This is a genomic window from Micromonospora sp. NBC_01655 (assembly GCF_026339755.1).
Classification (GTDB): Bacteria; Actinomycetota; Actinomycetes; order Mycobacteriales; family Micromonosporaceae; genus Micromonospora.
In genome coordinates this window covers 961,245-983,307 of record NZ_JAPEQF010000001.1, presented here as the reverse complement: position 1 = coordinate 983,307, position 22,063 = coordinate 961,245, and the positions used below count along the sequence as shown (strand labels likewise).

General features: G+C 68.0%; 20 protein-coding genes. 6 read left to right on the top strand and 14 right to left on the bottom strand.

What is annotated here, in order from left to right; translation table 11 throughout:
- Positions 1–101: 101 nt before the first annotated feature.
- The 10 genes from gdhA to OOK41_RS04680 form a co-directional block, all read right to left on the bottom strand.
- Positions 102–1,448 (bottom strand): NADP-specific glutamate dehydrogenase, encoded by a 1,347-nt coding sequence (gene gdhA, locus OOK41_RS04725; protein WP_266263092.1) that lies wholly within the window; start codon positions 1,446–1,448, stop codon positions 102–104.
- Between the two features lie 412 nt (positions 1,449–1,860).
- Entirely contained in the window at positions 1,861–3,618 is a 1,758-nt protein-coding gene (locus OOK41_RS04720) for a biotin carboxylase N-terminal domain-containing protein (protein WP_266267730.1), read from the bottom strand.
- A 91-nt stretch (positions 3,619–3,709) separates the two neighbouring features.
- Entirely contained in the window at positions 3,710–3,952 is a 243-nt protein-coding gene (locus OOK41_RS04715; protein WP_266263091.1) for an acyl-CoA carboxylase subunit epsilon, read from the bottom strand.
- Positions 3,949–5,550, bottom strand: a complete 1,602-nt coding sequence (locus OOK41_RS04710; protein WP_266263090.1) for an acyl-CoA carboxylase subunit beta — start codon at positions 5,548–5,550, stop codon at positions 3,949–3,951. The genes OOK41_RS04715 and OOK41_RS04710 overlap by 4 nt, the downstream gene beginning before the upstream one ends.
- The gene (locus OOK41_RS04705; RefSeq protein WP_266263089.1) at positions 5,547–6,161 is read right to left on the bottom strand and encodes a biotin transporter BioY; all 615 of its coding nucleotides are present in this window, start codon (positions 6,159–6,161) and stop codon (positions 5,547–5,549) included. The genes OOK41_RS04710 and OOK41_RS04705 overlap by 4 nt, the downstream gene beginning before the upstream one ends.
- Positions 6,162–6,288: 127 nt before the next feature.
- Positions 6,289–7,083, bottom strand: a complete 795-nt coding sequence (locus OOK41_RS04700) for an SDR family NAD(P)-dependent oxidoreductase (RefSeq protein ID WP_266263088.1) — start codon at positions 7,081–7,083, stop codon at positions 6,289–6,291.
- The gene (locus OOK41_RS04695; RefSeq protein ID WP_266263087.1) at positions 7,080–8,312 is read right to left on the bottom strand and encodes an amidohydrolase family protein; all 1,233 of its coding nucleotides are present in this window, start codon (positions 8,310–8,312) and stop codon (positions 7,080–7,082) included. Before OOK41_RS04695 ends, OOK41_RS04700 begins: the two co-directional genes overlap by 4 nt.
- Positions 8,309–9,442 (bottom strand): Xaa-Pro peptidase family protein, encoded by a 1,134-nt coding sequence (locus OOK41_RS04690; RefSeq protein WP_266263086.1) that lies wholly within the window; start codon positions 9,440–9,442, stop codon positions 8,309–8,311. The genes OOK41_RS04695 and OOK41_RS04690 overlap by 4 nt, the downstream gene beginning before the upstream one ends.
- Before the next feature lie 52 nt (positions 9,443–9,494).
- Positions 9,495–10,712 (bottom strand): aminotransferase class I/II-fold pyridoxal phosphate-dependent enzyme, encoded by a 1,218-nt coding sequence (locus tag OOK41_RS04685; RefSeq protein ID WP_266263085.1) that lies wholly within the window; start codon positions 10,710–10,712, stop codon positions 9,495–9,497.
- 10 nt (positions 10,713–10,722) lie between these two features.
- Positions 10,723–11,556 (bottom strand): glutamate racemase, encoded by an 834-nt coding sequence (locus tag OOK41_RS04680; protein ID WP_266263084.1) that lies wholly within the window; start codon positions 11,554–11,556, stop codon positions 10,723–10,725.
- Between the two features lie 92 nt (positions 11,557–11,648).
- Here OOK41_RS04680 and OOK41_RS04675 point away from each other — a divergent pair, with 92 nt between their 5' ends.
- Positions 11,649–12,491, top strand: coding sequence for a MurR/RpiR family transcriptional regulator (locus OOK41_RS04675; protein WP_266263083.1), 843 nt, complete (start codon positions 11,649–11,651; stop codon positions 12,489–12,491).
- A gap of 1 nt (position 12,492) precedes the next feature.
- The gene (locus OOK41_RS04670; protein ID WP_266263082.1) at positions 12,493–12,888 is read left to right on the top strand and encodes a RidA family protein; all 396 of its coding nucleotides are present in this window, start codon (positions 12,493–12,495) and stop codon (positions 12,886–12,888) included.
- 47 nt (positions 12,889–12,935) lie between these two features.
- On the opposite strand, the gene OOK41_RS04665 is transcribed toward OOK41_RS04670, so the two are convergent.
- The 3 genes from OOK41_RS04665 to OOK41_RS04655 are packed head-to-tail and all read right to left on the bottom strand — an operon-like array spanning position 12,936 to position 15,194.
- Positions 12,936–13,805, bottom strand: a complete 870-nt coding sequence (locus OOK41_RS04665; protein ID WP_266263081.1) for a biotin-dependent carboxyltransferase family protein — start codon at positions 13,803–13,805, stop codon at positions 12,936–12,938.
- The gene (locus OOK41_RS04660) at positions 13,802–14,407 is read right to left on the bottom strand and encodes an allophanate hydrolase subunit 1 (RefSeq protein WP_266263080.1); all 606 of its coding nucleotides are present in this window, start codon (positions 14,405–14,407) and stop codon (positions 13,802–13,804) included. Before OOK41_RS04660 ends, OOK41_RS04665 begins: the two co-directional genes overlap by 4 nt.
- A gap of 34 nt (positions 14,408–14,441) precedes the next feature.
- Positions 14,442–15,194: a LamB/YcsF family protein gene (locus OOK41_RS04655; protein WP_266267729.1), complete on the bottom strand. Its 753-nt coding sequence runs from the start codon at positions 15,192–15,194 to the stop codon at positions 14,442–14,444.
- A gap of 245 nt (positions 15,195–15,439) precedes the next feature.
- Between OOK41_RS04655 and OOK41_RS04650 the strand changes: the two genes are divergently transcribed.
- The 4 genes from OOK41_RS04650 to OOK41_RS04635 are packed head-to-tail and all read left to right on the top strand — an operon-like array spanning position 15,440 to position 18,833.
- On the top strand, positions 15,440–16,294 hold the full coding sequence (locus OOK41_RS04650; RefSeq protein ID WP_266263079.1) for a transporter substrate-binding domain-containing protein: 855 nt from the start codon (positions 15,440–15,442) through the stop codon (positions 16,292–16,294).
- A 1-nt stretch (position 16,295) separates the two neighbouring features.
- Complete coding sequence (locus OOK41_RS04645; RefSeq protein WP_266263078.1) at positions 16,296–17,315, top strand: arginase family protein; 1,020 nt, start codon at positions 16,296–16,298, stop codon at positions 17,313–17,315.
- 1 nt (position 17,316) lies between these two features.
- Complete coding sequence (locus OOK41_RS04640; RefSeq protein WP_266263077.1) at positions 17,317–18,033, top strand: amino acid ABC transporter permease; 717 nt, start codon at positions 17,317–17,319, stop codon at positions 18,031–18,033.
- Positions 18,030–18,833, top strand: coding sequence for an amino acid ABC transporter ATP-binding protein (locus OOK41_RS04635; RefSeq protein ID WP_266263076.1), 804 nt, complete (start codon positions 18,030–18,032; stop codon positions 18,831–18,833). The genes OOK41_RS04640 and OOK41_RS04635 overlap by 4 nt, the downstream gene beginning before the upstream one ends.
- 24 nt (positions 18,834–18,857) lie before the next feature.
- Here the strand turns inward: OOK41_RS04635 and OOK41_RS04630 are convergent, their stop codons facing one another.
- On the bottom strand, positions 18,858–21,923 hold the full coding sequence (locus OOK41_RS04630) for an NACHT domain-containing NTPase (protein WP_266263075.1): 3,066 nt from the start codon (positions 21,921–21,923) through the stop codon (positions 18,858–18,860).
- Positions 21,924–22,063 lie beyond the last annotated feature (140 nt).

Here is a 22,063-nt window from a genome sequence, read left to right as displayed (position 1 = left end):
TGGTTTCGCTTCCTTCTTGGCGGGTGGGCCGGTGTTCGTCCTGGCCGCGTGGGCGTCGTAGCGGCTCTGTCCAGCGGCCCCGCTGCGGGTATGCCGCGGTCTCAGATGAGCCCGTGGGCGAGCATCGCCTCGGCGACGTGCCGGAAGCCGTCGATGTTGGCTCCGGCGACGTAGTTGCCCGGCATGCCGTACTCGTCGGCGGTGGCGTAGCAGCGGGCGTGGATGGTCCGCATGATCTCCCGCAGCCGCTGCTCGGAATGGGTGAAGGTCCACGAGTCGCGGCTGGCGTTCTGCTGCATTTCCAGCGCGCTGGCCGCGACTCCACCGGCGTTGGCCGCCTTACCGGGCGCGAACCGCACCCCGGCCTCGGCGAAACCCCGCACCGCCTCCGGCGTGGTGGGCATGTTGGCCCCCTCCACCACGATGGTGCAGCCGCCCGCGATCAGGGTGAGCGCGTCGGCGGCGGTGAGCTCGTTCTGCGTCGCGCAGGGAATCGCCACCTGGCAGGGCACCTCCCAGACCGGGCGACCCGCGACGAACGTGGCGTGCGGGCGGGCCTCGACGTACTCGGCGATCCGTGCCCGGCGGACCTCCTTGACCTGCTTGAGCACGTCGACGTTGATGCCCTTTTCGTCGTGTATGTAGCCGGAGGAGTCCGAGCATGCCACCACGGTGCCACCGAGCTGATGCACCTTCTCAATCGCGTAGACTGCCACGTTGCCCGAGCCGGAAACCACCACCCGCTTTCCGTCGAGGCTGTCGCCGCCGTCGGCGCGTAGCATCTCCTCGGCGAAGAACACCGCACCGTAGCCGGTAGCCTCCCGGCGCACCTGGGCACCGCCGTAACTGAGGCCCTTGCCGGTCAGCACCCCGGACTCGTACCGGTTGGTGATCCGCTTGTACTGCCCGAACAGGTAGCCGATCTCCCTGCCACCGACTCCGATGTCGCCGGCCGGCACGTCCGTGTACTCGCCGATATGCCGGTACAACTCGGTCATGAACGACTGACAGAACCGCATCACCTCCCGATCGGAGCGGCCCTTCGGATCGAAGTCCGACCCACCCTTGCCGCCGCCGATCGGCATACCAGTCAACGCGTTCTTGAACAGCTGTTCAAAACCGAGGAACTTCACGATCCCCAGATAGACCGACGGGTGGAAGCGAAGACCACCCTTGTACGGGCCCAGAGCACTGTTGAACTCCACCCGGAAACCACGGTTGATGTGGACCTCACCACGATCGTCCTCCCACGGCACCCGGAAGATGATCTGCCGCTCCGGCTCACAGATCCGCTCAATGATCTTCGCCTCGGCGTACTCGGGATGCCTCTCCAAGGCCGGCACGACACTGTCGAGCACCTCCCGCACCGACTGATGGAACTCGTCCTCGCCAGGATTGCGCCGCACCACCGAAGTGAAGATCGACTCTAGCTTGTCCTGTGCCGACACATGAACTCCTCGGTGTGCAAACATGGCCGGTCGCCCCGCACGCGTCGGGCGACCCGCAGGTCACCCACACCGCCACGACCACGCCAAGATCACAATGTCACTGCCGGGTAGCAACCGTCGTGGTACGGCAACGTCGGCGTACCGAGCGAGAAGCTCCAGCAGGACGAGAGCTTCTCACGGACCTTGCCCCTGACAGCCTTCGTCGTGGTTCAGTGTGACATTCCCACCGCCGGTCCCACTCCCAACAGTGCCGTCTGGCGAGGTGACGGCACCACGGAAACGCGCCACGGCCTGCTGCGGAGTCACCGGTCGGGGTATCGGACGGCCGGTCGTCGCGGGGCCGGAACCATCCGGCTGGTCGTCCTGGCGCTACGGCGCAAGCCTGCCTCGATCACGCCGACCCTCAACTGGGTCAGCCCTTGATCTCGACGATGATGGCGCCGCTGGCGACGGTGTCGCCGATGGAGGCGGCAATGCCGGTGATCGTGCCGGCCTTGTGGGCGATGATGGGCTGTTCCATCTTCATGGCCTCCAGGACCGCGAGCAGCTCGCCGGCCTCGACGACCTGACCTTCCTCGACTGCGATCTTGACGATGGTGCCCTGCATGGGCGCGGTGAGAGCGTCGCCGGACACAGCTGCACCCCGCTTGCTGCCGCCGGAGCGCTTGGGCGTCTTCTTCCTCGCGGTGCCGCCGCCGAGGGCCAGGCCGCCTGGCAGCACAACCTCGAGCCGCTTGCCGCCGACCTCGACGACGACGGTCTGCCGCTGGCCGTCGTCCTCCTGCGGCTCGGCGGTCGTGCCGGGGTACGGCTCGACGGTGTTGCCCCACTCGGTCTCGATCCACCGGGTGTGGACGGAGAACGCCTGGTTCGGATCGGCCGGGACGAACGCCTCGTCGTCCACCACCGCGCGGTGGAACGGGATCACCGTGGGCATGCCGTCAACGACGAACTCGGCCAGCGCCCGACGCGAGCGGGCCAGGGCCTCGGTGCGGTTCCGGCCGGTGACGATCAGCTTGGCCAGCATCGAGTCGAAGGCGCCGCTGATGACGTCGCCGGACTCGACACCGGAGTCGAGTCGCACACCGGGGCCTGTCGGAGCACGGAACTGCGCGATCGTGCCCGGAGCGGGCAGGAAGCCCCGGCCGGCGTCCTCGCCGTTGATCCGGAACTCGATGGAGTGCCGCATCGGGGTGGGATCGTCGTAGCCGAGCGGCTCGCCGTTGGCGATGCGGAACTGCTCGCGCACGAGGTCGATGCCGGTGACCTCCTCGGTGACCGGGTGCTCGACTTGAAGGCGGGTGTTGACCTCGAGGAAGGAGATCGTGCCATCCTGTCCGACGAGGAACTCACACGTCCCGGCGCCGTGGTAGCCCGCTTCCTTCAGGATGGCCTTGGACGCGCGGACCAGCTCGGCGTTCTGTTCGTCGGTCAGGAACGGGGCCGGTGCCTCCTCGACCAACTTCTGGTGGCGGCGCTGCAGTGAGCAGTCGCGGGTGGAGACGACTACGACGTTTCCGTGGGTGTCGGCAAGGCACTGGGTCTCGACATGGCGGGGCCTGTCCAGGTAGCGCTCGACAAAGCACTCACCGCGTCCGAACGCCGCCACCGCCTCGCGGGTGGCGGACTCGAACAGCTCGGGAATCTCCTCCAGGGTCCGCGCGACCTTCAGTCCGCGTCCACCCCCGCCGTAGGCGGCCTTGATGGCGATGGGCAGGCCGTGTTGCTTGCCAAAGGCAACGACCCCAGCGGCGTCGGCGACCGGGGCTGGCGTACCGGGCACGAGCGGAGCCTTGGCGCGGGCCGCGATGTGCCGCGCCTTGATCTTGTCGCCCAGCGCGTCGATAGCCTCCGGGGACGGGCCGATCCAGGTGAGACCGGCGTCGATGACCGTCTGGGCGAACGAGGCGTTCTCAGCGAGGAACCCATAGCCCGGGTGAACCGCGTCCGCGCCGGATTTGCGGGCGACGTCGAGCATTTTCTGCTGGACGAGATAAGACTCGGCGGGAGTCGCTCCGCCAATGGCGTAGGCCTCGTCCGCGACCTTGACGTGCAATGCGTCACGATCAGAGTCTGCATAGACAGCAACCGACCCGATACCGCTGTCCTTGCACGCACGCGCGATACGAACGGCGATTTCGCCACGGTTCGCGATCAACACTTTCTTCAGCATGGTGGGCTCCATGGCGTCGTCAGGGGTCGAGAGAGTGAGTGTGGTTACACCACAGGAGATCGGGCATATGCGTCTCCGTTTGCCAGAGTCAGCGGGGCAGGGCCGAGTTGCGCCAGGCACCGGGCCCGCGAAACAACGGCGGGCGCACCAGGCGAGCGCGTTCGACCCATACTGAGCTACGGCGCGGAGCCGGGTCGTTCGCCGTCGCGGAGCCTGTAGCACGCGCGAGCACGACCATCAGAGCGGCGAGCTGCTCGGGGGTGGCGTCGCCGCGCACGAGGACGATCGGTCGCGGGGGCGCGCCGTCCCGCTGCTCATCAGTGCCGGTCACAGCGGGATGTTGCCGTGCTTCTTCGGTGGGAGGGTCTCGCGTTTGGTGCGTAGCACCCGTAGCGCGCGGACGATCTGGGTGCGCGTCTCGTGCGGTGGGATGACCGAGTCGACGTAGCCGCGTTCGGCGGCGATGTACGGGTTGGCCAGGGTGTCCTCGTACTCGGCGATCTTCTCGGCCCGTACGGCGGCGGGGTCGTCGGCCTTCGCCAACTCCGAGCGGTACAGGATGTTCACCGCGCCCTGCGCGCCCATCACCGCGATTTGCGCGGTCGGCCAGGCGAAGTTCAGGTCCGCGCCGAGGTGCTTGGAGCCCATCACGTCGTACGCCCCGCCGTACGCCTTGCGGGTGATCACGGTGACCTTCGGGACGGTGGCCTCGGCGTACGCGTAGATCAGCTTGGCGCCCCGGCGGATGATGCCGTCCCACTCCTGACCGGTGCCGGGCAGGAACCCCGGGACGTCCACGAAGGTCAGCACCGGAACGTTGAACGCGTCGCAGGTACGCACGAACCGGGCGGCCTTCTCCGACGCGGCGATGTCCAGGGTCCCGGCGAAGTGCATCGGCTGGTTGGCCACCACACCGACCGGCCGGCCCTCGACCCGACCGAACCCGACCACCAGGTTCTGCGCGTAGAGCGGCTGGACCTCCAGGAACTCGCCGTCATCCAGAACGTGCCCGATCACCCGGTGCATGTCGTACGGCTGGTTGGCCGAGTCCGGGATCAGCGTGTCCAACTCCCGGTCGGAGTCGGTGACCGCCAGATCTGCCGGGGCCTCGAACACCGGCGGCTCGTCCAGATTGTTCGACGGCAGATACGACAGCAACGCCTTGACGTACTCGATCGCATCCCGCTCGTCCACACCGAGGTAGTGCGCGTTACCGCTGCGCGCGTTGTGCGTCCGCGCGCCACCCAACTCCTCCATCGCCACGTCCTCGCCCGTCACCGTCTTGATCACATCCGGGCCGGTGATGAACATGTGCGAGGTCCGGTCGACCATCACGGTGAAGTCGGTGACCGCCGGGGAGTACACCGCCCCACCCGCGCACGGCCCCATGATCAGGGACACCTGCGGGATGACGCCACTGGCCCGCACGTTACGGAAGAAAATCTCGCCGTACAGACCGAGCGAAGCGACACCCTCCTGGATCCGGGCCCCACCGGAGTCGTTGATACCGACCACCGGGCAACCGATCTTCATAGCCAGATCCATCACCTTGACGATCTTCTCGCCGAAAACCTCACCGAGCGAACCACCGAAGACCGTGAAGTCCTGGGCGAAAACACAGACCTGCCGACCATCGACCGTGCCATAGCCGGTGACCACCCCGTCACCGTACGGGCGGGACCGCTCCAGCCCGAAATTGGTCGACCGATGCCGCGCGAACCCGTCCAACTCGACGAACGAGCCCTCATCGAGCAGCATCCCGATCCGCTCCCGGGCGGTCTTCTTCCCCCGCGCGTGCTGCTTCTCGACCGCACGCGCCGACCCGGCGTGCACCGCCTCGTCGATCCGTCGCTCCAGGTCCGCCTGCTTACCGGCAGTACTGTGAATGTCGATCCCGGTCTCCGTAACGGAGGCTGCTTGGGCGCTCATTGGGCACGGCCGATGGAGTCGAGACGGGTGACCAGCTTCCATGTTGCCGGAAGCAGACTCGCGGCGAGCACCACCTTGAGGGCGTCACCGACGAGGAAGGGCACTATGCCAACGGCGACCGCTTTGGCCAGGCCCATACCGGTCACGATGGCCAGCCAGGTCACACCGCAGGCGTAGATCGCCGCCGAACCCAGCGCCAAGACTGCCAGCTCGCGAAGCACCGTCCGGTCGGTTCCACGACGCGAGCCGGCGCCCACGATGAGCGCGGCGAGCAGAAACCCGACGAGGTAGCCGCCGGTGGCGCCAACCACGACATGCACTCCGTGCGCGCCCTGGGTGAAGACGGGCAGCCCGGCGGCGCCGAGCGCCAGGTAGAGCAGCTGGCTGGCCAGTCCCCGGGCCGGACCAAGGCAGGCAGCGGCCAACAAGACCGCAAACGTCTGCCCAGTGACCGGCACAGGCGAGCCGGGGATCGGCAAGACAACTTGAGCGGCGAGAGCGGTCAAGGCCGCACCCAATACGACTGTGACACCGATACGTGTCAGCGCCTTTGGGAGGGCGGATTCGGCCAGCACAGGCAGTCTGGTGGGAAGGCTAAGTGCTGTAGTCATCGCTGTGTCCTTCTACTCTTAGCTCCTCGATGAGCATGTTGCCGGTGAGCGCTGCGGGTACCACCCCACACCTCGTGCAGGGTGTGGCTGGCCTCGCCGCCCGTTGCTCCCTGACGGGCGCGGGACACTAGCGCAGGTGCGAAGCACCGTTGAGGTCGAGGACCGCACCTGACGCCCACTCGGCCTCTGGCGACGCGAGATACAGCACTGCGGCGGCGACCTCGTCTGGGGTCGCAATGCGCCCGAACGGGCTGCCGGCGGTGATCCCGGCAGGGATCTCGCTGCCGAACCGCTCCACAACGCGTTCGGTGGCGGTGAAGCCGGGGGCAATGCTTGTTACCGCGATCCCGTGCGGGGCCAACGCGATCGCGAGGGACTGACCGAGAGCGTGCATCGCCGCCTTGGTCACCGCGTACGCGGGATGCTCCAGCTCGCCTCGGAAGGCGCCCCGCGAGCCGATGTTGACGATCCGACCCCGGGCATTCGAGGCGAGCATGGACTGGGCCGCAGCCCACGACACGTGGGCCGCCCCGAGAAGGTTGATGTCTGTGAACAGCCTCCACAAGTCGGTCCAGGTCGCGAAGTCCGTTCCGACGACGGGATGCCGGAGGGCGGGAGACGTCGCGACCGCGGCGTTGTTGACGACGATTTCGAGGCCGCCGAGTGCCCGCTCGGCTTCCTCGACAACCCTTCGACACTCCTCCGGAGAGGACAGATCTCCCTGGATCAACGCGTGTCCCTCGCCGGGCAGGAGCTGCAACGTGCGCTGCGCATCTGCCGCCCGCGTCAGATAGTGGACGGCGACCCGGTCACCCGCCTCCGCGAACCTCACCGCCACCGCGCGGCCGATGCCGCGGGAGGCACCCGTCACAAGGACGTGCCGCATGCTGCGGGGCTGGACCGTGCGCGTCACGCCGGTCACAGCGGGGTCCCCGGCGGGACGAGCCGCCTTCCGGCGACGACCACCTCGAGGACCTTGGACGCGCGCGTCGCGAAGTCAACTCCGTCCATGACCACAAGGTCAGCGGGGTGACCGGGCCGGATCATCCCGGTGAGTCCGGGCACGCCGAGCGCGTCCGCGTTACCGGCTGTCGCCAGGTGCAGGAGCCTCTCGGCAGGCACCCCAGCTCCGGCGAGCAACTGGAGCTCGCGCGAATAGGCTCCGAAAGGCGTGTGCTTCCACCCGGCATCGGTCCCGACCGCTATCCGCCCACCGGCACCGAGCAGCCGGTCTGCATTCCTGCGGTAGTACTCGGTTCGGACGGACTGCTCCTCATGCTCGGCGGCGCCCTGCGAGTCTGACAGGTGTAGGTATGCCTCGTTACAGCCGAGCGTGCTACCGAAGACGATCCCAGCCGTGACGGCAGCATCGAGCGCTTCCTGTTGAACTCGGCTGAGCCCGTCCGCCGTGAGGAATCCCAGGTGCTCGATGCCGTCCGCCCCCGCCGCGGCCGCCGCAAGGATCGCGCCGTTGGTCAGGGCGTGGACGGTGACCCGCTTGCCGCGGGCATGAGCGAGCCGGACCGCCTCGGCGACCTGATCGCTCCCGAGGGTCGTCTCGTGCGGGACGGTCCCGACCGTTCCGCCGCCGCTGGCGACGAGCTTGAGCCCATCTGCCCCGGCCTCCAGGTTGGCTCGTGCGACGTCGGCGACGGTGCGTGCCGCGTTGAGGGCCCCGCCGAAGAGGTGCATGTGCCCGCGCTCGGCGGTGATCGGCATTCCGTAGCGAAGGACCCGCGGCATGAGGCCCGGTCCCGGGGACCATGCCAGGTAGTCCAGATGGGAGCCCAGGTCACGGACGGTGGTCACGCCACCGGCCAGGTGCGCCCGCAGGTTCGCCGTCGCGATGGCAATCCTCGTCTCGAAGGGGGCCGGAGCCACCTCCTCGATAGGACGCCCGTCCCCCGGCATCGTCGAGTGGACATGGGTGTCGATCCATCCCGGCGTCAGCACGGCGCCGGAGTGGTTGACGAACGGGAGCGCGGAATACTTGCCGAGCAGCCGGGCCCTGGGGCCGAGATCGACGATCGCGCCCTCGGCGACGACGACGATGAGGTCTTCATCCGGTAGGAAGCCCAGGCCGTCGTGGACCCGGCCGACCGCCAACACGAACGGGTCCGCGCTGCTGGCCGGTGACATCGAGCCGCTCATGCGTCCCACCTCAACGGGGTCGTCGTGAGCAACTCGACCCCGTGTGCATTCACGATGACGTTGTCCTCGATGAGGCAGCTGCCGACGCCGTCCTTGGCGAGAAACGCCTCGACCCCGAGGACCATCCCCTCCTCGAAGACGTCGTCCGGCGCGGACAGGGCGCTCCCGATCCGAGGGGTCTCGAAGAACAGTCCGACGCCGTGCCCGTAGAAGGGGAAGAACTTCGAGGTCGGTGAGTCGTCTCCCCCGTAGCGCGCCGTCAACTCGTCGCCGCGCCGAGCGGCGTCGAGGAGGCGGACGCCCGGTCGGATCATGCCGCAGAGCTCCTCGACGATCTCGACCGTGGCCTCGATCAGACCGCGCTGCGCCCCCGACGGCGCGCCCCCGCACACCCACTCGCGGGCCGGATCCAGGTAGTAGCCCTGGTACATGGGGCCGTGGATCATACCCGCCACGAGGTCACCCGGCTGCGGAGCCAACTGGCTGTATCCGGTCAGCGGCTCGGTGCACTGGTAGCCGATGTGCTCCCCGTGGGTAGTACCTACCAGCTGGATCCGGCCTCCTCGCTCGACGACGATCTGGGAGGCCGCGCCAGCGGCAGCGGCCTCCCTCTCACCACCGATGAGCCCGGACATCAGCCGGGTCAGGGCCAGCGATGCCGTCTCTCCGGCCTGCCGGTAACAGTCAAGCTCCGCTGAACTCTTGATCTTCCGGACGGTCTTGACGAGGTCGTCCTCGGGGCGCCAATCGATCTGCGGGCACAGTTCGGACAGCTGCTGGTAGTACTTGACCGGGAAGAAGTTCGTCCCGACGAAACCCACCTGCCCGGAGATGCCCAGCTCTCGGAGCCGCTCGCCGACGGCCCGGACGGGGTCCGAGCTCCACCGAACGTCCCGCACGGCGAGGCGGTCCATCCGTGGATCCGGCTCGTCGATGTGCAGCTCCGGCTCGTGGCCGGGGCGCACGATGAGCGCCGCGAAGGATCGTGCGTTCCAGATCGCGGAGTCCGCCCCCGCGCTGATCGCGAAGTGGTTGGACAGGTAGAGAATGTCGCCGCAGTGCTCGAACTGGCCACCAGCTCGACCCCAGATCACGACGGTGTCGAGCTGCCGCCGCACGACCTCGGCCATAACGGCTGCCCAACGCCGCTCATACTCGGCATCGCTGAAGAAGCAGGACACTTCAGACCGCCATGGGGAAGGACTCGAGCACCGCCCGCATCCGCACCAGGGCCGCTGCCCAGACCTGCTCGTCCTGGGCGAAGCAAATCCGGAAGTGCTGGGCCCCTCGGGCGCCGAACTGGTAGCCGGGGTTCACCACGATTCCCGCCTCGCGCTTGAGCGCCAGGGCCACTTCCTGGTCGCTCGCACGCAGGCCCGAGAACGAGGGGAACAGGTATGCCGACCCGCCGGAACGCCGCACGTCGACTCCGGGAATCTCGAGGAGAGCCGTCATGCTCTGGTCGCGCAGCGCCTGGTACTCGCCGATCCGCTGCTGTACGTAGTCCTCGTCATCCTTGATCCATCTGGCCAGGACGTGCTGGGCGTAAGCGGGAGCCCGGAGTGAGGCGATGCCCATGACATCTTCCATCCGCCTGATGAGGTCGGCTGGACCGACCGCGACACCGATCCGGTACCCGCTGAGCGACTCCGTCTTGCTCGGGCCGAGAGTCGTCAGAGTCCGCTCCCGCATCCCGGGCACGGCCGCTAGATGGGCAAACGGCGCCTGGTCGTAGACAAGCCGGCAGTAGAGCTGGTCGATGATGACGAACGCGTCGGAGTCCAGGATCACCTGTGCGATCTCGTTGACGTGTTCCGGCGAGAACACCGCACCCGTGGGGTTGTTGGGGTGGGAGAACATGACGAGCTTCGGCTGCTTGGCCAACTGGGCCCGAAGCACGTCGAGGTCGAGTCTCGGCGCCTGCCCCGCCTCCCAGACGATTGGGACGGAAAGCACCTCCGCGCCGAAGTATCGGACGGATCGGTCGCTCGTGATGTAGTCCGGGTCGGGGACGACGACCTTGTCGCCGGGGTTGATCATCGCGGCGAGCGCGGAATACAGCCCTGCCTGGGTCCCCGGGGTCAGGATGACCTCGTGATCCGGATCGACTTCGAGCCCCAGCAAGCCGCTGACGTTGCCTGCCACCGCGGATCGCACACCGGCGTCGCCTCGGTAGGGCGTGTACGTCATTCCTGAGCCGCTTGCTGCCTTCGAGAACTCCTCGAGCGCCCAGTCGACGGGTGGAAATCGGTGTGTGTCCGCGTAGGTGATGTCGAGGAAGTCGGGTCCAGCGGCCTGGCGCTCGAGTTCGCGCTCGAGCTCCCGGAGGCCCTTGCCATGCGTGGCCTGAAGGTGGGCGCCCTCAAGACGGAGAATCCGATCGGCCGGATTGAAGGTCACGGTATGGGCCTCAGCTCTCTGTGAGTTCGAGATTGATGGTGACGGTGGTGGTGAATTCGAGCCCGTACGTCTCCCGGGCGAGCGTGGGGATGTCGACGGGATGGTGACCGGTGACCGCGAACTCGTGCCCCCGTGACTCCCGGAACGCGGTCGGCGCCTCATCGGTCGATCTCGATCGAACGATGTCGCACACGGCCCGCACCGCCCCATCGAGGGGGTCCAGGAGCGCAATCCCGGGCAGCGCATCGGCCATGGCCGGCAGGATGCAGGTGTAGTCGGTGCAGGCCAGGACCGCATGCGTCGCCCCGCTCTGGTCGACCTCGTCCCGCAGCCGCCGGAGAAGGTCGAGCACCGCGGGTGAACGCGCATCACCTTCCTCGGCGTGCCGAAGCAGCGCCTCCGTGGGCATGGGGACCCAGTCGTGATCGGGGTAGGCGCGCGGGATCGCTCCGCTCACGATCGTGCCCAAGGTGCCGAGCAGGGCCACCCGCCCAGCCGCCACCGGCGGCAGGACGCGACCGACCGCCTCGACCATGTCGACACATGGCACCAGGCGCTCGTTGGTTGCGGGGGCCACGACGCTGGCCGTGTTGCACGCGATGACCCACACGTCGACACCCTTGCCGGCGAAGAACCGCTCAGCCTGACGGACGTATCTCGCCACCGTCGCTCCCGGCTGGGGTCCGTACGGACGGCGGCCGGAGTCGGCCAGGTAGCTGATCGCCACACCGGGCAGGCGGCGGGTGAGGGCGCGCGCGATGGGGAGCCCGCCGATCCCTGCATCGAACACGCCGACCACTCTTCCCGCGAACCGGCGCTCAGTCAGTGTAGGATCTCCGGTCATGCCACAAGATCCTGCACTAATACCTGAGATGATGCAAGAGTACGGTTCAGGTGCAGGCCACCCTGCCCTAGAGACGGAATCGGGACGGTGTCATGCCGCGCGATGACGAGACCCTGCCCGAGCGGGTGCGCCGCAAGGAAGACCTGCTCAGCGCGAGTCAGCGCAAGATCGCCCGGTACTGCATCACCCAGCCACGCGAGGCCTCGCAGCTCACCGCGCTACGGATCGCGGACAAGCTCGGCGTCAGCGAGTCGACCGTTGTCCGCTTCGCCATCCGGATGGGTTACGAGGGCTTCCCGGACATGCAGGCGGCCATCCGCCGAGCCGCCGAGCAACGCGCCGCCACCCAGGTCGCCGGCATCATCTCGCCGCGTGATGAGCGGGTCCACAGCTCGCTTCGCGGCGATCTGGACGCCTTGACCCAGAGCGTCGAATCCTTCGACTACCAGACGCTTCACGAGTGCGCGGAGGCGCTCCACGGCGCCAGGCTGCTCCATGTCGTCGGCTTTCGATCATCATTCGGTCTCGCGTACACCGTGGAGTTCCACCTCCGGCACTTCATGGAAACCAGGCTCATCGGGGCGGTCGGAGGGACCGTTCTCGACGACGTCGACCTCATCGGGCCCGACGATGCGGTGCTCGCATTCACCTTTCCCGTCTACGACGACCGTTCACTCCAGGCCGTCGAGCGGGCCACCGCGGTCGGCGCCAACTCGGTCGTCGTCACCGACAGCGCCCTTGCACCGATCCCGATCGATCCGCTCGTGCGGACACTGATGACCCGGTACGAGACCCAGACCTTCTTCAACTCCGCAGTGGCTCCCTCCGCCACTGCGAATGCCCTGGTCCTGCGCCTACTCGAGCTCTCCGCGAAGCAGGACCGGGGGCTGGAGCGCAGACTGTACGACCGATTCCAACGACAGAGGACCCCCTGACATGAGTATGCACAGCGACCGCCGCATCATCACGACCGCCGACGCGCCGCCCCCGGCCGGCACGTACTCCCAAGCCGTCTGCGCCGGCGGGCTGGTCCACGTCGCCGGGCAGACGCCACGCCTGCCGGACGGCACCCGGCTCAACAACGCCCCGTTTGAGTCCCAGGCCCGCCAAACCCTCGCAAACGTCGAAGCCATCGCCCGTGCGGCAGGCTCCGCACTCGCCGAGGCGGCCTTCTGCACGGTGTATCTCACCGACATCGAACAGCGGGGGGTCTTCGACTCGATCTGGGGCGAGTTCGTCGGCGCGGTCCCCCCGTCACGAGCGATCGTGCAGTCGAACCTGCCCGGGTTCTCCGTAGAGGTCACCGCCGTCCTTCCGTGTCGGTGTGCATGACCAGCCCGTAGACGCGGCTGGCCCGGAGTGCATCTCCGGGCCGCGCGTCAGGCGGGCCGCCCCGGCGCTCTCCTTACCAAGCGCACCACGGTCCCCGGCAGACTCTGCGCGAGCATCGGCAGGTCCGACTCGTCGACAACCGCGATGACGGGATAGCCACCCGTGGGTGGGTGATTGGCCAGGTGGACGATGGGCTGTCCCGAGGGGGGCACCTGGATCGAGCCGATCTGCAGCCCCTCCGTCGGGAGCTGGCGTGGCTCGACGAGGGTCAGCTCCGGCCCGGTCAACCGGGCCGCGATTCGGTTCGTGTCGGCGCTCAACGTCCACGCCGTGGTCACAAGTAGCTCCTGCGCCTGGCGGGTGAACCATTCGTGTCTCGGCCCGGGCGAGACACGCATCTCGATGTCCCGGCGATCGCTCAGCCCGATCAGCGAATCCGTCGCAGCCGGAGGGCCAGCGACGAGGTCACCGATCGGCACCACCTGGCCCGGCGCCAGCGGTGGCGGCCCGATTCCCGACAGGGTGTCCGCCGAGCGGCTCCCGAGCTGGGGCTCGAGGTCGAAGCCCCCCCGAGCGGCAAGGTAGCTCCACAGCCCGAAGCGTGGCACCGTCAGCGACAGGACTGTCCCGGCCGGTGCCCAAACGGTGGCACCGAAGGCCACGGGAACGCCGTCGAGGCAGGCGCCGACGGGAGCACCCGTAATGGCAAGGAGTGCGGGTTCGAGAAACTCGACCGTGAGACCTCCGCGTAGGACCTCGACGGTCGCGGCATGGATGGCGTTCCCGACGAGCCGATTGGCCAGATGGTGGCTGGGGGGATCCGCCGGGCCGCTTCGGGGCACCCCCAGGTGTCCCCAGCCCCAGCGGCCCAGATCCTGAGTTGTGGCAAGCGGCCCGCTGGCAAGAACACGGATCATGTGACGTCCCGGAACCGGATCCGATCCCCGATGCGCAGTCGGCTGGGCGGATCGGCATGCGGGTCCCACAGCGGTGGTCCGGCCCGATGCCCGATGAGATGCCAGCCGCCTGGCGATTGCTCGGGGTAGATGATGGTGAATTCGTTCGCGATGGCCAAGGCCCCCGATGGCACTCTCGTGCGCGGAACGCTCCTTCTCGGCAGTCGTAAGTCGTTCGGGAGCTCCCCGAAGAAGGCCTGGCCGGGCGCGAACCCGAAGAACGCCACCTCGTATTCCATCGTTGAGTGGCGGTGCACGAAGCTGCCGACAGCCATGCGGAGTCTCTCGGCGACGTAGTCGAGATCCTGCCCGTCATAGCGGACAGGAATCTCGATGAGTCGATGCTCCTCCTGCGCCACCGCCTCGACAGGGGCGTCACGCAATCGGGACAGGATCTCCTCAAGGTGCTCTGGGGCGGCCTGCAGATACACCGTCCGTGCCGCCGGGATGACTTCCCGTAGCCTCCCGTCGACATCGACCCGACGGGCCTGTATGGCAACGATCTTCGCGTGCTCGAGCCGCTCCAGATCGATAAGGGCGCCGGTCCGCGCGAGCCGGTGCACCCGGAGGATGATGTCTGCGCACCGCTTGGGCGAATCAGGCAAGGATACCTCGCAGCGCCACTCCCTCACCCTCGAGTGCCGCCCGCACCGCCTGCGCGATCTCGAGCGCACCAGGAGAGTCCGAGTGGATGCAGACCGAGTCCACCTCGAGCGGGAGAACCGATCCGTCGATCGCCGTCACCGTCCCGGTGGTCGCGATCTGGACGGCCCGCAGGGCCGCAGCATCGGGATCCGTGATCATCGCGCCTTCCTGCCCACGCGGAACCAGCAGACCGTCCGGTTGGTACGCCCGGTCGAGGTAGCCCTCCCGAAGGAGTCTGCAACCAGCGCTGGCGAGAGTCACCGCGAAGGGGGTGCCCGGCTGGCACATGACGGGGACGTCGCGCCCGAACATGCTGAGCCCGTCCGCGATGGCCCGCGCCATGTCCGGGCGCTGGACACATGCGTGATACAGCGCCCCGTGGACCTTGAGGTAGGTGACCGACAGGCCACATGCCCGAGCGATCGCGTCCAGGGCGCCAACCTGGTAGAGCACGTCAGCAGCGAGGCTCGCGGGCGGGACGTCAATGAACCGGCGACCGAAGCCGCGCAGGTCGAAGTACCCGACCTGCGCGCCCACCGTCACACCGAGTTCGGCCGCATCGCGGCAGGTCTTCAGGAGGATGTCCGGGTCGCCGGCGTGGAAGCCGCACGCGACGTTGGCGTCCGTGACCAGCTCAAGCAGGGCACGGTCGTCAGCCACGGACCACACGCCGAACCCCTCCCCGATGTCGCTGTTGAGGGAGATCCGCGGAACACCTGACTTCGCCTTCATGGCAACTCCTTGTCCGGTTGACGGCAGCCTGAGCGGGATCCAGACACTCAGTCTTGCATCAAGCCCCAGGGATGACGCAAGCCCGCAAGGAAGCTACTTCCTGCTCGAAGCATGAGTATGCAGGGATCTCTTGCGCCATCAAGGGTTAGGGTGCAGGATCTCCTGTACCCCGATGAGGGAGCACGACCACGAGCACCCGCGAGAGCAGGAGCTATACGATGCGCAGTCGCAAGACACCCCTGGGCCTCACCCTCATCGCCGCGATCTCACTCGCGGCGTGCGGAGGCACCTCAGGACCGGGTTCGACCTCAGCAACGAAGGACCTTCTCGCCGAGATCAAGGAGAGCAAGGTCGTCACCATCGGTACCTCCAATGACGAGCCTTGGTCCACAGTGACGAACGGCAGGCCCGAGGGCATCGTCCCGGACCTCATCAGGGAGTACCTCAAGCGCAAGGGCATCGAGGCCGAGGTCCGGTCGACCCCGATGCCCTTCGACAGCCTGATCCCGGCCCTCACCAGCGGCCGGATCCAGGTCATGGGCGATGCCATGTATCGCACTCCTGAGCGCGAGAAGCACGTCGCCTTCACCGACGTCCTCTTCTACAACACCGAAGGCCTGGCGGTGGCCAAGGGGAATCCGTTGGGTATCCAAGACCTCGCGGGCCTGTGCGGCCACACGGGTGCCACCTACAAGGGCACCGTCTGGGCCGAGAGCCTGAAGAAGGCGAGCGCGGCATGTCCCGACGGCAAGCAGATCAAGGTGAAGGTGTACGGCACGATCTACGAAGCGTTCCAGGACATCCAGACCGGCCGGGTCCAAGGTGTTCTCGCGGACGCCTCGATCGCGGCCCTGGCGATCAAGCAGAACCCCAACCTCAACATGGAACTCTCGGCGGGCTACGCCCCAGTCGACAAGCAGGACAGCGACAACGCTCTCGCGGTGGCCCCGAAGAACAGGGCGTTCGTCGACGACTTCAGCGCAGTCTTCAAGGAGATGAAGGCCGACGGAACGGTCACGAGAATCTTCGAGAAGGCGGGCCTGAGCCCGGCCGACACCTGGCTGGACCTGTGACATGGTGAGGCCGGACGGAAACCCCAGTTCGACCACGCGGCTGGACCTGGCGTTCACGGGGATCGCGACCTTCCTTCGTGGGCCGGTGTGTGCGGACCCTGCCTCCCTCGACGCAGACTTCGCCTTCATCGGTTTCCCGTGCGACGAGGGTTCCGGCTGGCTCCCGGGCGCCCGTCTCGGCCCCCGCCGGGTACGGGAGCTGTCGTTGCGCTTCCGGTCCTGCAACACCGGCGGTCGCGAAGGCTTCTGGGACATCAACTCGGGGGAGCGGTTCCTCGAGGACGAGATGGCTGAGAACCGCATCGTCGACTGCGGCGACGTGGACGTCATCTACACCAACATCGACGCGACGTGGCAGAACGCCACAGATCTTGTGTCGACGGTTCTCGACCGGGGCGCGACCCCGATCGTGGTGGGGGGCGATCATGCCGCCACCTATCCGGTCCTGCGCGCCTACGGGCAGGACGTGCAGTTCCTCCACTTCGACGCGCACCTGGACTACCAGCCGTTCGTCCACGGAGTCACCCAGAGCCACGGGAACCCTGTCCGCCTAGCCCACGGACTACCCACCGTGCGGCACATCGTGCAGGTCGGGATGCGCAGCTTCCGCACCCCGGAGCACCACTATCGCGACACCATCGCGGACGGCAACCGGGTCCTCACGACGAGGGACTACCTCCGTGACGGGCCGGAGCGGGTCCTCGCTGAGCTAGACCCGAACCTACCCGTCTACATCAGCGTCGACCTGGACGTGCTCGATGCCGCCATCGTGCCGGGGGTCGCCACCCCTGAGCCAGGTGGCCTCGACTATGAGCACCTGCGGGATGTTCTCGCAGCCGTTTCCCGGAACCTCGACGTTTGTGGCCTCGACATCGTCGAACTGAACCCCATGGTTGACACACCGAACCAGATCACCTCCTTCCTGTGCGCCCAACTCCTCGTCGAAACGATGGGATCCATCTCGTCTCGGGGACGTAGGAGCTTCGCGCCGCTCAACCCACCGAACCCGCTCAAGGGATGACATGACCCTGGACCTGACCAAGGAATGGCTGCCGCGGCTGCTCGAGGGGATGAAGTACACCGTCGCCATCACCATCGGCGCGTTCGTCCTCGCCCTGCTGCTCGGACTCGTCATCGCGATGATGAGGCTCAACCGGCGACGGTGGTACCTCTACGTGCCGGCGACGATCTACGTCGAGGTCCTGCGCGGCACCCCCCTGATCCTTCAACTGTTCTTCGCGTACTTCGCCCTGCCCGCCATGGGGATCCAGTTCTCCCCGCTCACCGCAGCTATCCTCGGCCTGGGCGCCAACACGAGTGCGTATCTGAGCGAGATCTTCCGCGGAGCGATCCGTGCGGTCGAGCAGGGCCAGTGGGAGGCGAGCGCGGCCCTGGCCATGGACTGGCCAACGATGATGCGCTCAGTGATCCTGCCCCAGGCGATGCGAATCGCCCTGCCGCCAACGGGCAACTACGCCGTCTCCCTGTTCAAGGACAGTGCCCTCGCGTCGACCGTATCCGTGGCAGAGCTTCTGTTCACCGGACAGGTGATCGGTTCGGAGACGTTCCGCTACATGGAGATCTACGCAGTGATCGGTCTCCTCTACCTCGCGGTCAGCTACCCGACAAGCCTGCTGCTTCGTCGCCTCGAAACCCATCTCGAGCTCGTCAGGCCGCGCCCCCGCAAGAAGCCCTCGGTGCCTGCACCCGTCGAGGCGGAGAAGGAGCCCGTCACGTGACCACCACCGAACAGCTCGCCAAAGCCACCAGGCAGCCCCTCATCCGTGTCGAGGGCATCCACCGGACCTTCGGCGAAATTCCCGTGCTCCGCGGCGTCGACCTGGATGTCGCCGAAGGTGAGGTCGCCGTCGTCATCGGGCCCAGCGGGTCAGGCAAGACCACGCTGATCCGGATGATCAACGCGCTGGAAACCATCGACTCCGGGCGTATCACCGTCGACGGGACCATCATCCAGGACGCGACGAACGGCCGGCATCGGATGAACGCCAAGGCCGTTCGGTTGGCCCGACTCGAGCTCGGGATGGTGTTCCAGAGATTCAACCTGTTCCCCCACCTCACCGCCCTCGAGAACGTGATGATGCCGCCGGTTCGCGTTCGGAAGATACCCAAGAACGAGGCACGCGAGCGCGCCCTACAACTCCTCACTCGCATGGGCCTCGCGGATCGGGTGGACAACCGCCCCCACGAGCTTTCCGGCGGCCAACAACAGCGCGTCGCCATCGCCCGTGCCCTGGCGATGGAGCCCAAGGCGATGCTCTTCGACGAGGCGACCTCCGCCCTGGACCCCGAGCTCGTGGGCGAAGTCCTCAAGGTGATGCGCGACCTTGCCGAGTCAGGCATGACGATGATCATCGTCACCCACGAGATGCGCTTCGCCGCCCAGGTCGCCGACCGCGTCATCGTCATGGACCAGGGGAGAATCCTCGAGCAAGGCGCCCCGGAGGTGATCTTCAACGAGCCCTCCCAGGCACGCACCGAGGAGTTCCTCCGCGCCGTCATCAGGCCTGCAGAGGGCTGATCCTCCGCACCCGGGACGCCTCCGTCAGCCGACCGGGGAGTCGAGCAGGCCCTTCGCATCGGTGTCGTGCCGCTGGAGCAACGCCCGGTAGGGGTTGCGCAGAGCCCGCTTCCGCCGGCTGGTCCAGATGGTCAGGACCACGATCGCGATGGCCACCGCCGAGAGCGAGAACGCGGTGGAGAAGGCTCCGATCCACCCGGCGAGGGTGGGGACGCCGATGAACGCGCTCGCCGCGAGCAGCACGGCCGCACCGAGGAGGACGGCGAAAATGGCCGGCAAGGGAGGTTCGCCAGCCTTGCCGGACACGAACATGGCGACGAAACCGACCAGGGAGAGTGCCAGGGACAGCACGACCACCACGGCGAGCCAGCGTGGTCCCCACACCCACGATCCGGTCAGCGTGGCCACCGAGCGGACCACCCCGATGCCGACGAGTGCGACGCCGAGCAGCACTCCGATGGTGACGGCGATGCTGCGGCACACCGCGAGCACGGTCGGAGCCTCGGGCCGCTCGTGCAACGTCCGCCAGTCGCGGGTTTCGGCATCGAGGCTCGTCGAGAGCCAGAGTCGGGCGGCGAGGCCGACCAGCACGGGCCCCGGAAGCTGCCTCAGCAGCGCGTTGCGCGAGTCGCTCGCGCGCAGGTCGAGCACCGTCAGGGCGAGCCGACGAGCCAGCTCCGGTTCCGATCTGTGGATCAGATCGAGCAGTTGCTCCACGTCGACGGTGGTGAGGTCCGCAGCGGCGACGCGCCGTCGGTGCCCGAGCCGGCGGGCGGCGGCGACCAGAGCCTCGCTCACCTCCGCAGGCACCTTTCCGGTCTTGAACGGGCTCGGCTTGGCGCCGATGCCCAGTGCCAGCCGGACGTCCACTCCCTCCAGGTCCGGGGGCACGTCCTCCCCCGTCGACCGGTCGATCAGCCAGCCCACCCGTCCCATCGTCCGGGCCATCGGATCCGCGGCGCTGGCGGTGAAGGGCACCCACAGCCAGTCGTACCATTCCGGATCCCCGTCCCGCGCGAACGGGCCGGGGTTGAAGTGGCACAGTTCGTTCTCGACGTCCGGGGCACCGATCAGCGCTGCCAACCGCCACGCGGCCCGTACGGCGACCGGCCCGGCGCCCCACAGTTGCTCTGCGATCGCCACGGCGGCGGCCGGAGTCCCGATCGCTGCGAGGTCGTCCACGGCGACCAGCGAGCCGGCCTGCGCCCGGTCCAACAGGACCGGGATGGCGAGTTCGCCGGTGGACCGAAGGGCCGCCCGGGCCGTGGGTGAGTCCTCCGCGAGTTCGCTGAGTGCCTCGATCGCCTCCCGGCGGCGGGACTCGGCCAGGGCAACCGCCGCGTCCTCGCCGATCGGCCCGCCCGCCGCCGCGGCCACCCGGAGTTGGTCGAACAGGCGTTGACCGAGGGGCCCGGCGTTGCCCGCCGCCGCGCCCAGGGCGGCCAGCACGAGATGTTTGTCCGTGCCGGACTCGCCTAGGTGCAGCAGGAACCGGTCCACGATGTCGCCGGCCAGACGCTCATCGATCTGCCGGGCCTCGGCCACGCACTCCAGGGCGAGGAGCTGATCCCGCTCGTTCCCGCCGAGAATCCGCCGCACCAGGCCGGAGGCGTCCCGGTTGGCGCCGGCGCACCACAGCTTGACGGTCTCCCGCCAGCGCTTCGGGTTCTCCGAATAGAGGGTGAGCAGCCGCTCGGGGTCGTCGGCCAGTTCCACCGCCGCCAGGTACTCCTGAAGGGTGAGGTGGGCGAACTCGTAGAGCAGATTGTTGTCGTCGGTGCGCAGCAGCAGTCCGCTGCGCTCGATGATCTCGTCGATCAGGTGCGGCAGATTGTCGCCGTCCAGCCGGAACCGGGGCAGGACGCGGCTGAGCGCCGCGTAGATCTCCTCCTCGGAGATCACCCGCTGATCGGCCTGCCCGGAGGTCGCCCCCTGGGCGGCGAGCGCGACGGCGCGCAGCGCCATCAGCTTGTGGCCGGCCTTGTAGCGGGCGAGGCTGCCGTGGCGGCCGAGGTCGCGGTCGCGCCGGAGCAGGTGGTCGACCGCCTGCTCGTAGAACTCGGCCCGGGAGTTGGGCATCATCGGGCCCGCGCCGGGATCGGCCTCGTACAGGGTGGCGATCATGGTCAGCATCAGCGGGCTGCGGGCGAGCCGCATGACGGTGGGGCTGCCGCGCAGGTCCGCCAGTAGCTGCTCCACCGCTTGCCGGGGGTCGGTCGGCTCCTCGTCGCCGGAGAGCCGGCGGTGCCGGGTGAACCACAGTCGAAGGAAGTGCCGGATGCCCGCGTCGTCGAACCCTGCCACCCGGATCTCCCGGTCGAACGTCGGCCGCAGGTCGCCGTCGTACACGGCATCTCGGCAGGTGACGACGATCTGGCAGGTCGGGTAGCGCTCGGCGAACTCCTTGATGTCCTGGACGACGTCGGCCCGCCGGTCGGTGACCACCTCGTCGAGCCCGTCGAGGAAGACGCAGAGCTGACCGTGGGCGAGGGCGAGCGGGGTGACCTGTTCGGCGTCGGCCACCAGCGGCGGGGTGGGCTTGCGACGCTGGCGGCCCCGGCCGGGATGCTCGTCGTCCGGGCGGTTGAGCGCGTCCACGACGAGCTGCTGGATGGACCGGTCCTGTCGGTTGTACCGCGTCAGCTCGACCAGCACCGGGACCCGGTCGGACTCCTCGGGACCTGCGGCCCAGCGGAGCATCGAGTGGCGCAGCAGCATCGACTTTCCCGCACCGGCCGCGCCGAGGACGACGGTACGGAGTCCGGTGCGCAGGTCTCGCTGGACGTCGATCCGCCGGCCGTCCTGCTCGTACTGCAGCGGCACGTAGACCTCGCCCAGGTCGACCGACACGTTCTGCAGGAAGCCCAGCTCCACGCTGCTGTACGTGCGGAGGGCCCAGGCCCGATAGCGACGCCAGTCGTCCTCCCGGACACCACGGCGCCGACCCGAGATCCGCCGCCACACCCGGGCCAACGCCCGCTGGGCCCAGTCTGAGAAGAACTGCTGCGCCACGCCGGCGACCACGGTGAGCAGGAAGAGCCCGACCGCGGCGTACTGCAGGCCGAAGGGCAGCTCGGGCAGCTCTGGCACGCGATCGTCTCCTCACCATCCGACGCCGGACAAGAGCCCACCGTAGTCGCCGGTCAGAACGACGCCACTCCACTGAGGAGATCGGCCCACCATACCGTTCGGACGGCCGGCTATGTCCCTGCCGGTGCTCGGGGAAGGCG

What these genes read in the sequence shown, in the direction of transcription:
- OOK41_RS04710 (WP_266263090.1), bottom strand. Translation starts at nt 5,550, where the DNA reads ATGAGCGCCCAAGCAGCCTCCGTTACGGAGACCGGGATCGACATTCAC.
- OOK41_RS04705 (WP_266263089.1), bottom strand. Translation starts at nt 6,161, where the DNA reads ATGACTACAGCACTTAGCCTTCCCACCAGACTGCCTGTGCTGGCCGAA.
- OOK41_RS04695 (WP_266263087.1), bottom strand. Translation starts at nt 8,312, where the DNA reads ATGAGCGGCTCGATGTCACCGGCCAGCAGCGCGGACCCGTTCGTGTTG.
- OOK41_RS04690 (WP_266263086.1), bottom strand. Translation starts at nt 9,442, where the DNA reads ATGGCCGAGGTCGTGCGGCGGCAGCTCGACACCGTCGTGATCTGGGGT.
- OOK41_RS04680 (WP_266263084.1), bottom strand. Translation starts at nt 11,556, where the DNA reads ATGACCGGAGATCCTACACTGACTGAGCGCCGGTTCGCGGGAAGAGTG.
- OOK41_RS04675 (WP_266263083.1), top strand. Translation starts at nt 11,649, where the DNA reads ATGCCGCGCGATGACGAGACCCTGCCCGAGCGGGTGCGCCGCAAGGAA.
- OOK41_RS04670 (WP_266263082.1), top strand. Translation starts at nt 12,493, where the DNA reads ATGAGTATGCACAGCGACCGCCGCATCATCACGACCGCCGACGCGCCG.
- OOK41_RS04665 (WP_266263081.1), bottom strand. Translation starts at nt 13,805, where the DNA reads ATGATCCGTGTTCTTGCCAGCGGGCCGCTTGCCACAACTCAGGATCTG.
- OOK41_RS04650 (WP_266263079.1), top strand. Translation starts at nt 15,440, where the DNA reads ATGCGCAGTCGCAAGACACCCCTGGGCCTCACCCTCATCGCCGCGATC.
- OOK41_RS04645 (WP_266263078.1), top strand. Translation starts at nt 16,296, where the DNA reads ATGGTGAGGCCGGACGGAAACCCCAGTTCGACCACGCGGCTGGACCTG.
- OOK41_RS04640 (WP_266263077.1), top strand. Translation starts at nt 17,317, where the DNA reads ATGACCCTGGACCTGACCAAGGAATGGCTGCCGCGGCTGCTCGAGGGG.